The organism is Pseudomonas sp. LAMO17WK12:I10, from assembly GCF_900215185.1.
Classification (GTDB): Bacteria; Pseudomonadota; Gammaproteobacteria; order Pseudomonadales; family Pseudomonadaceae; genus Aquipseudomonas; species Aquipseudomonas chlororaphis.
Genome location: NZ_OBDX01000002.1, coordinates 44,948 through 59,653 on the forward strand (window position 1 = coordinate 44,948; position 14,706 = coordinate 59,653).

Annotated in this window: 16 protein-coding genes and 1 tRNA gene; 6 read left to right on the forward strand and 11 right to left on the reverse strand. The window is 59.7% G+C overall.

All coding sequences use genetic code 11. The features are described from left to right. The first annotated feature begins 5 nt into the window (after window positions 1-5). Window positions 6-1,349: an aminodeoxychorismate synthase component I gene (gene pabB / locus CRO75_RS02390; RefSeq protein WP_097134336.1), complete on the forward strand. Its 1,344-nt coding sequence runs from the start codon at window positions 6-8 to the stop codon at window positions 1,347-1,349. Window positions 1,350-1,468: 119 nt separating this feature from the next. On the opposite strand, the gene thrH is transcribed toward pabB, so the two are convergent. Further along, a complete protein-coding gene (gene thrH / locus CRO75_RS02395; protein ID WP_009047891.1) occupies window positions 1,469-2,086 on the reverse strand; it encodes a bifunctional phosphoserine phosphatase/homoserine phosphotransferase ThrH in 618 nt (205 codons plus the stop codon). Window positions 2,087-2,255: 169 nt separating this feature from the next. Between thrH and CRO75_RS02400 the strand changes: the two genes are divergently transcribed. The 3 genes from CRO75_RS02400 to CRO75_RS02410 all read left to right on the forward strand — a co-directional run bounded on the left by CRO75_RS02400 (window position 2,256) and on the right by CRO75_RS02410 (window position 5,841). Further along, the gene (locus CRO75_RS02400; protein WP_007930635.1) at window positions 2,256-2,990 is read left to right on the forward strand and encodes a phosphoadenylyl-sulfate reductase; all 735 of its coding nucleotides are present in this window, start codon (window positions 2,256-2,258) and stop codon (window positions 2,988-2,990) included. Between the two features lie 532 nt (window positions 2,991-3,522). Then, the gene (locus tag CRO75_RS02405; protein ID WP_097134337.1) at window positions 3,523-5,058 is read left to right on the forward strand and encodes an NCS1 family nucleobase:cation symporter-1; all 1,536 of its coding nucleotides are present in this window, start codon (window positions 3,523-3,525) and stop codon (window positions 5,056-5,058) included. A gap of 54 nt (window positions 5,059-5,112) precedes the next feature. Beyond that, complete coding sequence (locus tag CRO75_RS02410; protein ID WP_009042904.1) at window positions 5,113-5,841, forward strand: aspartate/glutamate racemase family protein; 729 nt, start codon at window positions 5,113-5,115, stop codon at window positions 5,839-5,841. A 57-nt stretch (window positions 5,842-5,898) separates the two neighbouring features. Here CRO75_RS02410 and CRO75_RS02415 read toward each other — a convergent pair whose 3' ends face one another. Next, window positions 5,899-6,822, reverse strand: coding sequence for a LysR family transcriptional regulator (locus CRO75_RS02415; protein ID WP_097134338.1), 924 nt, complete (start codon window positions 6,820-6,822; stop codon window positions 5,899-5,901). Between the two features lie 126 nt (window positions 6,823-6,948). Between CRO75_RS02415 and CRO75_RS02420 the strand changes: the two genes are divergently transcribed. Beyond that, window positions 6,949-7,695, forward strand: coding sequence for a 3-oxoacyl-ACP reductase family protein (locus tag CRO75_RS02420; RefSeq protein WP_097134545.1), 747 nt, complete (start codon window positions 6,949-6,951; stop codon window positions 7,693-7,695). Window positions 7,696-7,853: 158 nt separating this feature from the next. Here the strand turns inward: CRO75_RS02420 and CRO75_RS02425 are convergent, their stop codons facing one another. The 8 genes from CRO75_RS02425 to CRO75_RS02460 form a co-directional block, all read right to left on the reverse strand. Next, window positions 7,854-8,549, reverse strand: a complete 696-nt coding sequence (locus tag CRO75_RS02425; RefSeq protein ID WP_097134339.1) for an HAD-IA family hydrolase — start codon at window positions 8,547-8,549, stop codon at window positions 7,854-7,856. A gap of 549 nt (window positions 8,550-9,098) precedes the next feature. Next, the gene (locus CRO75_RS02435) at window positions 9,099-9,287 is read right to left on the reverse strand and encodes a hypothetical protein (RefSeq protein WP_009042899.1); all 189 of its coding nucleotides are present in this window, start codon (window positions 9,285-9,287) and stop codon (window positions 9,099-9,101) included. Between the two features lie 42 nt (window positions 9,288-9,329). Then, entirely contained in the window at window positions 9,330-9,488 is a 159-nt protein-coding gene (locus CRO75_RS32950; RefSeq protein ID WP_177409716.1) for a hypothetical protein, read from the reverse strand. Between the two features lie 114 nt (window positions 9,489-9,602). Further along, on the reverse strand, window positions 9,603-10,016 hold the full coding sequence (locus CRO75_RS02440) for a hypothetical protein (protein WP_097134341.1): 414 nt from the start codon (window positions 10,014-10,016) through the stop codon (window positions 9,603-9,605). A 351-nt stretch (window positions 10,017-10,367) separates the two neighbouring features. Beyond that, a complete protein-coding gene (locus tag CRO75_RS02445; protein WP_007922997.1) occupies window positions 10,368-10,556 on the reverse strand; it encodes a hypothetical protein in 189 nt (62 codons plus the stop codon). A gap of 226 nt (window positions 10,557-10,782) precedes the next feature. Further along, window positions 10,783-11,154: a cupin domain-containing protein gene (locus CRO75_RS02450; RefSeq protein WP_007922994.1), complete on the reverse strand. Its 372-nt coding sequence runs from the start codon at window positions 11,152-11,154 to the stop codon at window positions 10,783-10,785. Between the two features lie 138 nt (window positions 11,155-11,292). Then, a complete protein-coding gene (locus tag CRO75_RS02455) occupies window positions 11,293-11,577 on the reverse strand; it encodes a hypothetical protein (protein ID WP_097134342.1) in 285 nt (94 codons plus the stop codon). A gap of 412 nt (window positions 11,578-11,989) precedes the next feature. Then, window positions 11,990-12,793, reverse strand: coding sequence for an isochorismatase family protein (locus tag CRO75_RS02460; RefSeq protein WP_097134343.1), 804 nt, complete (start codon window positions 12,791-12,793; stop codon window positions 11,990-11,992). A gap of 143 nt (window positions 12,794-12,936) precedes the next feature. Here CRO75_RS02460 and CRO75_RS02465 point away from each other — a divergent pair, with 143 nt between their 5' ends. Continuing rightward, window positions 12,937-14,289, forward strand: a complete 1,353-nt coding sequence (locus CRO75_RS02465) for an acyltransferase (protein WP_143503881.1) — start codon at window positions 12,937-12,939, stop codon at window positions 14,287-14,289. Between the two features lie 294 nt (window positions 14,290-14,583). Here the strand turns inward: CRO75_RS02465 and CRO75_RS02470 are convergent. Then, a tRNA-Ser gene (locus tag CRO75_RS02470) sits at window positions 14,584-14,673 on the reverse strand. Between the last annotated feature and the right edge of the window lie 33 nt (window positions 14,674-14,706).

Sequence of the window (14,706 nt, forward strand, 5' to 3'; positions counted from 1 at the left end):
CCCGCATGTCGACCTGTTCCGTACACCCGCTGCCCTATCGCACCAACCCCGCCGAGTATTTCGCGGCGATCCGCCATGCCCCTGGCGCCGTCCTGCTCGACAGCGGCCGGCCCAGTGCCGAGCGCGGCCGCTACGACCTGCTCAGCGCCTGGCCACGGGCGCAGTTGGCTGTCCTCAAGGACGAAAGCGGCGAAGATTTCCTGCAACGCCTGCGGCTCAACCTGGACCAATTGGGCCAGGCGGCGATCCCGGCGCCTTACCAGTTGCCTTTCGCCGGCGGGCTGATCGGCTACCTGAGCTACGACTTCGGACGCCATCTGGAACGCCTGCCCAGCCAGGCCCTGGATGACCTGCAACTGCCCGATGCACGCTTCGGCCTCTACGACTGGGCGCTGATCAGCGACCATCAGCAGCGCACCAGCCAACTGGTGTTCCACCCCGCGCTTGCCGCCACCGAACGCCAGCGCCTGATCGACCTGTTCGGCCAGGCGCCGGCCAACACCCGCGACAGCTTCAAGCTCAGCGGGCCGATGCTGACTGACCTCAGCGCCGCGCAGTATCAACAGGCGTTCGAGCGCATCCAGGCGTACATCCAGGCCGGCGACTGCTATCAGGTCAACTTCGCCCAGCGCTTTCGCGCGCCCTGCGCTGGCGATCCGTGGGTTGCCTACTGCGCGTTGCGCGCGGCCTGCCCGACGCCTTTTTCCGGGTTCCAGAGCCTGCCAGAAGGTGGCGCGGTGCTGAGCCTGTCGCCGGAGCGCTTCGTGCGGATCAGTGAGCGCCAGGTGGAAACCCGGCCGATCAAGGGCACCCGCCCGCGCGGCCAGGATGCCGCCGAAGACGCGGCGAACGCCGCCGAGCTGCTGGCCAGCCCCAAGGACCGCGCGGAAAACCTGATGATCGTCGACCTGCTGCGCAACGACCTGGGCCGCACCTGCCGCATCGGCTCGGTGCGGGTACCGGAGCTGTTCAGCCTGGAGAGTTACCCGAACGTGCATCACCTGGTGAGCAGCGTCACCGGCGAGCTGGCGGACGACAAGGACGCCCTGGACCTGATCGCCGGCAGCTTCCCCGGCGGCTCGATCACCGGCGCACCGAAGATCCGCGCGATGCAGATCATCGACGAGCTGGAGCCGACCCGGCGCGGGCTGTATTGCGGTTCGTTGCTGTACCTGGACGTGCGTGGCGAGATGGACAGCTCGATCGCCATCCGCAGCCTGCTGGTCAAGGATGGGCAAATCTGCTGCTGGGGCGGTGGCGGGATTGTCGCGGACTCGGACTGGCAGGCCGAGTATCAGGAGTCCATCACCAAGGTGAAGGTCCTGCTGGAGACGTTGCAGAACCTCTGATCATGCCCCTGTAGCCGCTGCCGAAGGCTGCGATAGGGCCGCAGGCCCTTCAGCGTCGGGGAAGACGCCGCGGCCGTACCGGCCGATCGCAGCCTTCGGCAGCGGCTACAGGTACAGCGTTACAAGCTCAACTCACGGTTCGACGCCTTGAGGAACTCCTGCTTCAGCTCGGCAAAGCTGTGCACCGCCGGGAACTGCGGAAACTCGCGAATCACGTTGTCCGGGGCATGGAACAGAATGCCGGCATCGGCCTCGCCGAGCATGCTGGTGTCGTTGTACGAGTCCCCCGCCGCAATCACCCGGTAGTACAGGCTCTTGAAGGCCAGCACCGACTGGCGCTTGGGGTCTTTCTGGCGCAGCTGGTAACCGGTCACCCGGCCGCTGTCGTCGGTGACCAGGCGGTGGCACAGCAGCGTGGGAAAGCCCAGCTGGCGCATCAGCGGCTGGGAAAACTCATAGAAGGTGTCGGACAGAATCACCACCTGGAAACGCTCGCGCAACCAGTCGACGAACTCGATGGCGCCGTCCAGCGGCTTGAGGGTGGCGATCACCTCCTGAATGTCCGAGAGCTTCAGGCCGTGCTCGTCGAGAATCCGCAGGCGCTGCTTCATCAGCACGTCGTAATCGGGAATATCCCGGGTGGTCGCCTTGAGGGATTCAATCCCGGTTTTTTCGGCAAAGGCGATCCAGATTTCCGGGACCAGTACACCTTCCAGGTCGAGACAGGCAATTTCCACAGGACACTCCCATTTGTATTGGTTATTCGAGCGAGCAAAAGGACTGCCGAACTCTAGCGATTCGCCCTGGCCCACGCAACGCGAGGAGCGCGCCAGCCGGGGGCGGATTTTGTTACCATCGCCAGTATCTAGAGCGCTCAGCGCCACCGACCTGTAGGAAACCGCCCTGATGAGCCCATCGTTCAATGTCGCTGAACTCGCCGCGACCTATGCCCAAAAATCCGCCCAAGACATTCTCAAGCTGGCATTCGCCGAGTTTGGCGATGACCTGTGGATCTCTTTCAGTGGTGCCGAGGATGTGGTGCTGGTGGACATGGCCTGGAAGCTGAACAAGAACGTCAAGGTGTTCAGCCTCGACACCGGGCGCCTGCACCCGGAAACCTACCGCTTCATCGAGCAGGTACGCGAGCACTACAAGATCGACATCGAAGTGGTTTCGCCGGACCACGCCAAGCTCGAACCCTTCGTCAAGGAGAAAGGCCTGTTCAGCTTCTATAAGGATGGCCACGGCGAGTGCTGCGGCATCCGCAAGATCGAGCCGCTGCGCCGCAAGCTGTCCACCGTCAGCGCCTGGGCCACCGGTCAGCGCCGCGACCAGAGCCCGGGTACCCGCAGCCAGGTGGCGGTACTGGAGATCGACAGTGCCTTCTCCACCCCGGAGCGCACCCTGTACAAGTTCAATCCGCTGGCGCAGATGACCAGCGAAGAGATCTGGGGTTACATCCGCATGCTCGAGCTGCCGTACAACAGCCTGCACGAGCGTGGTTTCATCAGCATCGGTTGCGAGCCTTGCACCCGCCCGGTGCTGCCGAACCAGCACGAGCGCGAAGGTCGCTGGTGGTGGGAAGAAGCCACGCAGAAGGAATGTGGCCTGCACGCCGGCAATATCATCAGCAAGGGCTAAGCCCCCCCAATTCCTCTTTCTTCTGCAGGAGCGAAACTTGCTCGCGAGACGGTGTATCTGACACACCGCTTCGCTCCTACAGAAGCCCTCCTCCCGGTAAAAATCTTGTACACATAAGTATCACTACAGGTGCCATTTTTGTGTGCACTTTATGCCTCTACGCCCCAAAAAGTTACACTCCCTCCCTTGGCCATTCTCTACCGCGCTCACACCCTGCTCCCTCGAAAAATAAATACCTGTTCGAACGGTCAATTTATAATTTCGCAATTTCAGTCATTTAGAAATTATTAAGAACAAACCGAAATTATCGGTCGCTTGCTTAGATTGGGATCTGGCACGGAAGTGGCTTAAGTCGCCATGTATCTTGTATACAAATACGCAAATAAATACATACACTTTATATCCGCAAGCCGGGTTCCCGAATCCGCCTGCTGATGCCCAGAACCCAGTGATTCCCGGACCCGCGCCGAAGACTGCCGAGCCTTGCGCTCAAGCACAGTCAGCGTCGGCCCGCGATCAGGAGCCAGCCGGAATGCGTACAAGCCTTGCCAATGACATCGCACTGGATTTGCCCTCCTCCCACCTCGCCCCCAGCATCGCCCATGGCCCCGCCGCCACGGTCGATCTCAGCCCGCGCCTGCACAACCGCGACCTGGCGCCGACCAAGGTCGAAGGCCGGCGCTGGGGTGGCTACAGCATCTTTGCGCTGTGGACCAATGACGTGCACAACATCGCCAATTACTCCTTCGCCATCGGCCTGTACGCCCTGGGCCTGGGCGGCTGGCAGATCCTCCTGTCCCTGGGGATCGGCGCGGCGCTGGTGTACTTCTTCATGAACCTGTCCGGCTACATGGGCCAGAAGACCGGCGTGCCCTTTCCGGTGATCAGCCGTATCAGCTTCGGCATCCATGGCGCGCAGATTCCGGCGCTGATCCGTGCGGTGATCGCCATCGCCTGGTTCGGTATCCAGACCTACCTGGCCTCGGTGGTATTCCGGGTATTGCTCACGGCCATCCACCCCGGCTTCGCCGACTACGACCACAACTCGATCCTCGGCCTGTCGAGCCTGGGCTGGGTGTGTTTCGTGGCGATCTGGGTGGTCCAGCTGGCGATCCTCGCCTACGGCATGGAGATGGTCCGGCGCTATGAGGCCTTTGCCGGCCCGGTGATCCTGGTGACCGTTGCCGCCCTCGCCGCCTGGATGTACACCCAGGCTAATGCCAGCATCGCCTGGTCGATCCGCGAGCCCTTGAGCGGTGGCGAAATGTGGCGCCAGATCTTCGCCGGCGGCGCGCTGTGGCTGGCGATCTACGGCACGCTGATCCTCAACTTCTGCGATTTCGCCCGCTCCTCGCCCTGCCGCCGGACCATCAAGGTCGGCAACTTCTGGGGCCTGCCGGTGAACATCCTGGTGTTCGCGGCCATCACCGTGTTGCTCTGCGGCGCGCAGTTTCAGATCAACGGCAAGATCATCGAAAGCCCGACCGAAATCATCGCCTCGATCCCCAACACCTTTTTTCTGGTACTCGGTTGCCTGGCATTCCTGATCGTCACCGTGGCGGTGAACATCATGGCCAACTTCGTCGCCCCGGCCTTCGTGCTCAGCAACCTGGCGCCGAAATACCTGACCTTCCGCCGCGCCGGGCTGATCAGCGCGACCCTCGCGGTGCTGATCCTGCCGTGGAACCTCTACAACAGCCCGCTGGTGATTGTGTACTTCCTGTCCGGGCTCGGTGCCCTGCTGGGGCCGCTGTACGGGGTGATCATGGTCGACTACTGGCTGCTGCGCAAAGGCCGGATCAACGTGCCCGAGCTGTACAGCGAGCACCCGCAAGGCGCGTATTTCTACAGCCGCGGGGTCAACCTGCGGGCGGTGGCGGCGTTCATTCCGTCGGCGCTGATCGCCATTGTCCTGGCCCTAGTGCCGGGGTTTGCCAGCGTCTCGCCCTTCTCCTGGCTGATCGGCGCCGGCATTGCCGGCCTGCTGTACCTGATCGTCGCCAAACGCCAGCCCTACTATGCGGACGTCAGCGGCGAATCCATCGCCGTCGATAACGTCAGCCACTAACCTTGAACGGCCCTCCTGCGGCGGGCCCCGAATGCCTAACGATAAGGACAGCCCATGCGAATTCTCGTGGTCAACGTCAACACCACCGACTCCATCACCCAGGCCATCGCCCGCCAGGCCCAGGCCGTGGCCGCGCCCGGCACCGAAATCATCGGCCTGACCCCACACTTCGGCGCCGACTCCATCGAAGGCAACTTCGAAAGCTACCTGGCCGCCATCGCCGTCATGGACCGCGTGCTGTCCTACGACCAGCCCTACGACGCGGTGATCCAGGCCGGTTATGGCGAGCACGGCCGCGAAGGCTTGCAGGAGCTGCTCAACGTGCCGGTGGTGGACATCACCGACGCCGGCGCCAGCACCGCGATGTTCCTCGGCCACGCCTATTCGGTGGTGACGACCCTGGATCGCACCGTGCCGCTGATCGAGGACCGCCTGAAACTCTCCGGCCTGTACGACCGCTGCGCCTCGGTTCGGGCCAGCGGCCTGGCAGTGCTGGAGCTGGAAGAGGACCCGGCGCGTGCCCTGGAAGCCATCGTGCGCCAGGCCGAACTGGCGGTCAGCGAAGACAAGGCCGAGGTGATCTGCCTGGGCTGTGGCGGCATGGCCGGCCTGGACGAGCAGATCCGCCAGCGCACCGGCGTACCGGTGGTGGACGGCGTGACTGCCGCGGTGACCATCGCCGAATCCCTGGTGCGCCTGGGGCTGTCCACCTCCAAGGTACGCACCTACGCCACGCCACGGCCGAAGACCATTATCGGCTGGCCAGGGCGCTTCGGGCGCTGAGCCATCGCCTGTCGCGAGCAAGCCCGCTCCTGCCGGGAAGCGGGTTTGCGCGCCTCTTCAAACCGCGCTGAAACGTTGTTCCAGGCCCTGCTCGGCGAACTGCTCGATCACGAAGTCGACGAAGGCCCGGGTCTTGCCCGGCAACAGTTTGTGCTCGGCGTAATAGATCGAGATGTTGCCGTCATCGACGTACCAGTCCGGCAATACCCGCACCAGGGTGCCGGCGTTCAAGTAACCGACGGCGAACGGCATGCTCACCAGGGCCACCCCCAGGCCCTGGGCGGCAGCGGCGCAGGCCGCTTCCGAATCACTCATGGTCATCCGCGCCTTCAGGCTCAACGGGCTTTGCTGCCGGGTGCGGCTGGTCAGGGCCCAGGAGCGCACCCGCCCGGTCTGTGGCGAGCGGATCAGGATGCCTTCGCAATATTGCAAATCCTCGGGCTGCTCGACCGCCGCGCAGCGCGCCAGATAGTCCGGCGAGGCCACCAGGATGCGGTGGGCCGGGGTCAGCCGTCGCGCCACCACCCCCTGGGGCAGCTCAAAGCCGCCGCCGATCGCCGCGTCGAAACCCTGGCCGATCAGGTCCACCTGGCGGTTATCGAAATGCCAGTCCGGACTGATCTCTGGGAAACGCCGCAGGAATTCGCCGAGCATGGGCACGATGTACAGGCGTCCGAACACTGTGCCCATGCTGACTTTCAGGGTGCCCGCCGGGCGCCCTTCGGCGCTGGCCAGGTTGGCCACGGCGTTCTGGATGGTGTACAGGCTGGCGCTGACCTCGCCAAGAAACAGCTTGCCGGCCTCGGTCAGGGCCAGGCTGCGGGTGCTGCGCTGAAACAGCCGGACCCCGAGCCGGGCCTCGAGCTTGGCCACGCTTTTACCCACCGCGGCAGGGGTCAGGCTCAAGCGTCGCGCGGCTTCGGCGAAGCTGCCGACTTCGGCGCTGCGCACAAAGCATTCGATGCTGCTGAAGGTTTCCATGGCGCCTCACTATAAACTTCTGGTTTATACAGACTAGAGCGATTCCTATCTACACAGCACCTAATCCGAAGTCGATACTCGACTCCAACCACAAGGCATCCCGCCTTGGACTTTTTGGAGAACGACATGACCACTCAATCCCTCAGCGGCAAAGTAGCCCTGGTTCAAGGCGGTTCCCGCGGCATCGGCGCAGCCATCGTGCAACGTCTGGCGGCCGAAGGCGCCGCCGTCGCTTTCACCTATGTCAGCTCTACCACCAAGGCCGAAGCCTTGCAGGACAGCATCACCGCCGCTGGTGGCAAGGCCTTGGCGATCCTCGCCGACAGCGCCGATGCCGCGGCCATCCGCCAGGCGGTCGAGAGCACGGTCGAAACCTTTGGTCGCCTGGACATCCTGGTCAACAACGCCGGCATCCTGGCTATCGGCCCGCTGGAAGACTTCAAGCTGGAAGACTTCGACCGGACCCTGGCCATCAATATCCGCAGCGTGTTCGTCGCTACCCAGGAAGCGGCCCGGCATATGGGCGAAGGCTCGCGCATCATCAACATCGGCAGCACCAACGCCGAACGCATGCCCTTTGCCGGTGGCGGTACCTATGCCATGAGCAAGTCGGCCCTGGTCGGCCTGACCAAAGGCCTGGCCCGCGACCTCGGCCCACGGGGCATCACCATCAACAATGTGCAGCCCGGCCCGGTCGACACCGACATGAACCCGGCCCACGGCGACTTCGCCGAAAGCCTGATCCCGCTGATGGCCATCGGGCGCTACGGCCACGCGGAAGAAATCGCCAGCTTCGTGGCTTATCTGGCAGGCCCGGAAGCGGGTTACATCACCGGCGCCAGTCTGACGATCGACGGCGGCTTCAGCGCCTGATTCCTGTGCCCATGAAAAACGCCGGGCCACCCTCATCAGGTGGCCCGGCGTTTTTGTAGCCGCTGCCGCAGGCTGCGATCGATTCCACAGGAGGCGCCGCACTTGAGAGCGCTGAAGCCCTGGCGGGCTTATCGCGGCCTGCGGCAGCGGCTACAGGTTCAGGACCACGCCAACTGCGGCAAACCACAGGCCGCCGGCTGGAACCCCTTCAGCGAACGCAGGATGGCATCGACATGAGCGTACTTGGCGTCCGCCATCGCCGGATCGGGAATGGCGATCGCAGTCATCCCCGCCGCCTTCGCCGCGGTGACACCAAAGGGCGAATCCTCGAACACCAGGCAATCCCCGGGCGCGACACCCAGGCGCCGCGCGGCGGTAAGGAAGATGTCCGGCGCCGGCTTGGCCGCGCCCACTTCCGGGTCGTCGGCGGTGACTATGGTGTCGAACAGCGCGAACCAGTCGCCGTGCAAGGTGGTTTTCTGGGCGAAAGACTGGCGCGAAGAACTGGTGCCCACGGCAATCGGCACATTATTGGCCTTGAGGTGCTGCACCAGCTCCTGCGCGCCCGGCATCGCCAGCGCCCGGGGAAAACGCTCGCGCATCAGCGGCTCGCGAATCACCAGGAACTCCTCGGGCGTGATCGGCAGGTCCAGGGCTTGCACCACATAACGGGCCAGGTCCGCGGCGCCACGGCCAATGATGTTCTGCTTGATCGTCCAATCGAAGGTGCGGCCATAACGATCGGCGATGATCTGCGTCACCTCGGTGTAGATGCCTTCGGTGTCCAGCAGCAAACCGTCCATATCGAAAATCACAGCCTTGATCGGGCCCACGTCATTCAACTGTGCATTCATCGCATCTGATCCGTTAACAAAAAACATCCCGGGGAGCGGCTCAGGTACGGCCAGTTTCTTGCCCGATTAAAGGGTTCAGCAGCATAGCCGTGGCAGATGACGGGGAGCAACCGCGGGTCAGCGTGCAGGCAGACAAAAGCCCGGACAGGCCGGGCTCGCTGGTCTCGACATCATGAGTGAACAAAGCACGCTAGCGTCCCGCCCGTCCGCTGCCGCCTCCTGGCCCCCCAGTGCCACCGCCTGCACTGCCGGTTCCACCGCCGGCACCGCCACCGCCCATGATGGAACCATTGACGCCAGTGGAGCCCATGCCTCCGCCCTGGCTGGAAGAGCCGCGCGATTTGTCGACCCGTGAACGGCTGTCCATGACACCCACACCATTCCCGCCCAGGGCTCCTGGTCGCAGCATGAGATCGTTACCGGAACCGCCCTCGAACGACCGCAGCGGAGGATTGGCCGGGGCTCGTCCGTCAGCGGATTCTGCCAGGCTGGAGAAACAGAAAATCGACACCAGGGCGACCAACACCAGGCTCAGCAGTTTTGTGCGGCTCACGACGCGCCTCCCGGGGCGGTGCGCCGTTTGCCCCTGGCCGCCTTGCGCTGCGGCTCGGGTCGAGACAGCTCCTGTTCGGCGTTGGCATCCGGGAGGATCTGCTCGGGAGTCAGCGCATCCGTGGGGGAAGGCAGCGGATATTCGGGCGTGTCATCCCGGTCGATTGGTTTCGGATCATGCTTCATAGGCACCTCACACCGCTCATGCCGGCGTGCTGGAAGCAGACTTCACGGGCCCTTTTCCTCCGACTCGCCTGCCTCATCGTCATCGCTCAGCGGCACCAGGGCGTCATCCATCAGCGAGCCAGGGTCTTCATTACCCGGATCGTTGACCAGGGGCACGCCCGAGGAGTCGTCTTCTTTCTTGCCAGCAGTTTCCGGAATCATGGCAAACCTCGTCGACACAGTGTGTCCATCATTGAATTCGAGGGGCTGGAACGCTATTCGTTCCCATAAAAAAGCCCGGCACGAGGCCGGGCTTTTTTGCGCACCGCTGCAGAATCAATCGTGCTTGTGCTTGTGTTTATTCCTGTGCTTTCCGCCGCCGGAGTGACGACCATCGTCACCCATGCTGCTGCCCAGAGCACCACCGGCCGCGCCACCCAGGCCTGCGCCGATGGTCGAACCGGTTTTGCCGCCCAGCTTGTTGCCGATCACCGAGCCGCCGGCTGAACCCAGGCCGCCACCGATGGCCGCTTCGGTCCGACTGCCCTTACGGGCACCGACCGCACTGCCGGCAGCGCCGCCAATACCCGCACCCACCGCGGCGCCCGTGCTGCCACCAATCTGTTGTCCCACCACATTGCCCAGCGCGCCACCCAAACCGCCGCCGACCGCAGCAGTGCCATCACCGGCGGCCATCGCACCTTGAGCAGCCAGAAGCCCCAAAACCAGAGCAGGCAGTGTTAAACGCATGATGTAAACCTCGAAAAAGATGCTGGAGAGTCATTCTAAAGCGGTGTCTGACTAAAGCTGAGCGGCGACAGCAGAATGCTGTAATCCTTTTAGTCACAGTCTTGGACCGTTTTTGCGCAAAGAGTTTTCAGCCAGGCAAAAAAAAGCCCGCTGGGGAGACGGGCTAATAGGATTTGCTTTAACGGATGAGTCGAGCCTACGCAGTCGTTTGTGAATAAATTGTGAAAACCCCGCTACCCTGTGCAACGGATAAGACGAAAGGTCCAACTTCATTCAAATCAATCGCGGCGGCCCATTGTTCAGGTAACAAAAACCCCGCCCGGAAGCGGGGTCGTTCGGTATGTATGAAGGCTACCTTCTCTTAGGAAGCGCCGCTTTCGGGAAAAACTTTGTCTGGGTCACCCTGGGTAATGCACTGGCCCTGGTCTTGCCTACCGACGCCTTGGCCGGTGGCTCGCTGTCAAACGCTGCCTGACCGCAGCGCACCAGGTTGTTGATTGGGAACTCATCCCCGTTGTCCTCGATATAAGGATCGCTCATCTCCCTGCTCCCTCCAACAACCGGTCGATACCGGCAAGCACCTGACTGCCTAGAAAATATCGACCGTCACGGCGTTTCAGACTAGACGGTCATTTAAGGACTTGTAGTCCACAAAGAGAAAAGACCGACGAATGGCCCAAGCTGAATTCTTCGTCCAAGGGTATGGATCGTCGCTGAAAAAGGAACTGATGGTGTGCATCAGCTCCTTTTTCCGGGTGCATTTCGCCTAGACCTTACGAGCGTAGTTGCTGGCCCCGAACCAGTCGACCACCACCACGGTTTCATCCCCCACCACCCAGGCGTCGTGACCTTTAGGCAGGGAGGTGATATCACCCGGCCCGGCGATGATTTCGGTGCCGTCATCCATCAGGATCGCCAGCCTGCCGGCCACGTGATACTGAAAGTGCGGTGCCTGGCAACTCGGTGTCTGCGCCAGCGGTTTAATGTCGTTCGACCAGCGCCAGCCCGGCTTGAAAGTGAAGCGTCCCACTTCACACTGACCGATCTTCAGGATCTCTGCCTTGCCATTGGAGAACTCGCGGGTCTCATCCGGTTCGGAGAAGGATTTATGCTCGGTGACCTGTTCGTGCGTGGACATGATCGTGTCCTCGATTGAGTAGCTGCAAAGCCTGCCGACGCCGGCAACATCACCCCACGCCCGCAGACAACCAGCATCGCCCCACTCGATGCGCATGACCATTCTAGACCTGAAAGCGTGGGGTGCCCGGGACAAACGCTAAACGTACGGCTGCCCATCAAAGCCTCGAGGCAGGCGCTGCAACCCGGCCATGGCCGTCAGCCGTTGGGTCCAGGCTGCACGCCAGTCGCTTGCCGCGTGCGCTGCCTTGGCTTTGCGCGCCGCTCGACGTGCCGCATTGCGCTGATTCTTACGGGCGTCCTTGAACACCTCGGTATTGCGGCAACTGCGGCATTTGACCCGCGCCGGCTCGGTGCTGGATATGAGATTGGAACCCTTGTGGCCGCAGGCCAGATGCCCGGCGACCTTGAAGTGAATGACCATTGTGCGTCTCCTCGTAGCCATTACGGAGCACAGAAAACCGCACGCTGATGCCCGCCTGATATCGGCGGAAAACCTCACCCTCAAGGTGACCTGACCGCCAGGCTTCGCAGGGGTAACAAAGCCAAAGACCACTCAAGTATCCAGCGTGATCGATACCTTGCTGGAGCAACCTTGGCTGTTGCGAACTCGTAATGATTTTGACCATCGCGGAAGAACAGCGTTCGGCGAAAGAGGAATCAGCGCTGCCAGGCAAACCGCCGCTTCAACAGCTCCCCAGAAAGCACAACCCCTGGATTTCTCAAGGAGATCAGGGGTTGGAGCACATCAATACAGTGGGGACCGAGGGATATTCCCGATACAGTCCGCTCTGAAAAAAAATACCAGTTAAACAAGTATGAATATCCGGAAAAAATCAAATTGGCTTGATTCTCATGAAGTCCTTGAAGCTAATTATTTCACCAACCCACTGCGAAATCATAGACGTCATTGCCTTGTGCACAGCGCCGTCTCCCCAAGTATTGCCATATTCAGTCGCAGCTGAAGCCTCAGAGACAAAGAATAGTCGGAACCCTCTGTGAAACATTGGGATCATTCCAGTCGGCATCCCGATCACACACATATTCGATGCAAAACCAGAGTATATAAGCGTGTCGATACCAGCCGACTTCAAGTAGACCTCAAACTTTCTGTCGTCCATATCTGAGTGATAAAGAACATCGACTTTACCGGCATCGACAAGCACTTGCAGATTTGGGTTGATTCGTGCGGCATACCCCAAATTTATTGTCTTGGGATCGTTGGTTATGACGACAACCTTAAGCCCCATCGCTATAGAGTGCTTGGCCAGAGGAACAAGCCTTTGAGAAAACACTTTTTTGTAATGCTTATTCATCTTTGGTGAGCCGGTGTCCTCCCAGGGATCCATCACCACCAAAGCAGTCTTGTCTTTAGAGAGGGCTCGCTGAAACTCATACTTCCCCTCCTTCACCTTATAAAAAGCCTGTCCATTCTTTCGCTCAGGAATGAGACCACCCGCCTTATCCAGTGCAAAGTGGGACTTTCTCCAGGTCTTTATCAAGTAATCTGACTTTACATGGGCTGACTTTACAGACTCTGAAATCACCTGTTCTGAATGCACAGACTCCGACTCGGAATACGCTACAGACGATACAATGACACCGAAGAAAAAAAACAAAAACAACTGTGAGTTACGCAATTTGCCTCAAAAAAAATATATAAAAATTAATGCTTTACAAACTCTCTGAAACCATTCCGAACAGACTATCAGCTAGAACAACTCTCATCACTGATGAGGGACACAGATGATGTATCACCTTCAGATCAAGCTCAAGGCCATCGGTGCAAACCCCTCATTTATATTCCGCCCTTGAGGCCACCTTAGCCTGCCGCAAGGCAATGAAAGCCTGTACCGGGCTTGAGCAGGTAATAGCGGGATTCCTGCCCGGCTGGATGGATAAAGCGGCTTCGACGAATGAGGTCTACCGGGAATTCGCATGGCCGCTGTGGTATTTTCACGCCCCTCCGAGTACTGATACGTCGAAAATGAAAAATTCCATCCTGAAAATTCCATTGAATCGAAGCAGATCACAGAATATCGATACGCTTCGTTTCTTGTTAGCTATCTGGGTGGTAATAACCCATCTTGCCCCTTGGATTGTGGCCATTCAGGGCTCTGCAGCCATCCCTGAGAGCCTCATCTGGCTGACACGTGAACTCGAAAGCCTATTTCAAGGAAGTGGAGAAACCCACCCCGCGGTACTGGGTTTCATTGTGCTGAGTGGTTATTGCATTCATAGAAACGGCCTGCGCTCACACCAAGACGGCCTGTTTTCTTATGCAGTTCGCAGATTCTTCCGGATATATCCAGTCTTCCTCATTGCTGCGCTTTTCGGGTTCTTGATGTTCTATATCGCATCCCAGATAAGCCCCGACTCTGTGACTTCGGTATCTGGCACCGCTGAACTTTCATTCAATAATATACTTAGAAAGCTTCTTACCACCGAAGTTATCTACCCTTTCGATTATTACCCATCAATCCAAGGGAACGGACCATTACAAACTGTTGCCGCCGAAATGTGGCTATATGCGATCTATCCACTAGCGCTGTTAGTTATTGGAAAACTCTCAGATCGCTCATGGTGGGTTGTGGTAATCATTTGCTGGATAGCCTCTATTGCTATCAACTCTTTCATTCCTGAGTGGCGCGGCTGGTCATTCAACGCCAGCCTTATTGGATTCATACCCTACTGGTGGCTGGGCCTGAAATTCACTGACCAAAATTTCTGCAGATTCATGAATCGAATTGTCATTCTTCCCGTGATTATCTGGTTGCTTATCACCTTGTTCGAGAAGGACCTACAGCAATATGGACAGATCTTCGCTGCTGTTCGACAACTGATGTTTGCCCTGTGCTTCGCAAGCCTGATATCGATCCTGGATAAAAAACATAGTGTATCCATAAAGCCATTGAGCGCAGTAGGATCGGCCGGTTATAGCATTTATGCTTTCCATGCCCCCATTGTCTACGTAATGGTGCTGTGTGGTGCTCCATGGTGGCTGATTGGTCTCAGTGCCGTCGCGATAGGTGTAGCCGCATTTCATTTAATTGAAAAACCGTTCATTGCGGTTGGCAAGCGCCTCTCCACCTCTCACACCACATTGCTGCAGTCACGTAGTTCAGACCCCGTCTAACAGCTCCAGACCTGAGACCTGCTGCGCCATAGGGCCCTGCATACGTCTTCACCTTAAAGTTGCGGATTTACGCCATGGTGGTTTCACCATGGCCACTCCCCAGCCCATTCCTGAGGGCGATGTATTCTCGACCAGCTGGATCACTGACAGGCATACCGCTGGTAATATGATCCTTCAGACTCGCGAGTCAGGATCAACAAAGCCCCTCACCGCCATCCAAATACTTTTCAGACACTAGAAAGCACAAAACCCCTGGCTTCTCGAGGAAACCAGGGGTTTTGCGTAGATCGAATATGGCGGTTGAGGAGGGATTCGAACCCTCGATACAGTTTCCTGTATACACACTTTCCAGGCGTGCTCCTTAAGCCACTCGGACACCCAACCGTGTCTCGTCAAACCGATTCAGTCTGTCGAGGC

Coding starts and splice junctions, on each gene's coding strand:
- CRO75_RS32950 (WP_177409716.1), bottom strand. CDS start 9,488: ATGATTCCGGAAACTGCTGGCAAGAAAGAAGACGACTCCTCGGGCGTG.
- CRO75_RS02450 (WP_007922994.1), bottom strand. CDS start 11,154: ATGTCCACGCACGAACAGGTCACCGAGCATAAATCCTTCTCCGAACCG.
- CRO75_RS02400 (WP_007930635.1), top strand. CDS start 2,256: ATGAGCCCATCGTTCAATGTCGCTGAACTCGCCGCGACCTATGCCCAA.
- CRO75_RS02415 (WP_097134338.1), bottom strand. CDS start 6,822: ATGGAAACCTTCAGCAGCATCGAATGCTTTGTGCGCAGCGCCGAAGTC.
- CRO75_RS02440 (WP_097134341.1), bottom strand. CDS start 10,016: ATGCGTTTAACACTGCCTGCTCTGGTTTTGGGGCTTCTGGCTGCTCAA.
- CRO75_RS02455 (WP_097134342.1), bottom strand. CDS start 11,577: ATGGTCATTCACTTCAAGGTCGCCGGGCATCTGGCCTGCGGCCACAAG.
- CRO75_RS02435 (WP_009042899.1), bottom strand. CDS start 9,287: ATGAAGCATGATCCGAAACCAATCGACCGGGATGACACGCCCGAATAT.
- CRO75_RS02420 (WP_097134545.1), top strand. CDS start 6,949: ATGACCACTCAATCCCTCAGCGGCAAAGTAGCCCTGGTTCAAGGCGGT.
- CRO75_RS02425 (WP_097134339.1), bottom strand. CDS start 8,549: ATGAATGCACAGTTGAATGACGTGGGCCCGATCAAGGCTGTGATTTTC.
- CRO75_RS02405 (WP_097134337.1), top strand. CDS start 3,523: ATGCGTACAAGCCTTGCCAATGACATCGCACTGGATTTGCCCTCCTCC.
- pabB (WP_097134336.1), top strand. CDS start 6: ATGTCGACCTGTTCCGTACACCCGCTGCCCTATCGCACCAACCCCGCC.
- CRO75_RS02445 (WP_007922997.1), bottom strand. CDS start 10,556: ATGAGCGATCCTTATATCGAGGACAACGGGGATGAGTTCCCAATCAAC.
- CRO75_RS02410 (WP_009042904.1), top strand. CDS start 5,113: ATGCGAATTCTCGTGGTCAACGTCAACACCACCGACTCCATCACCCAG.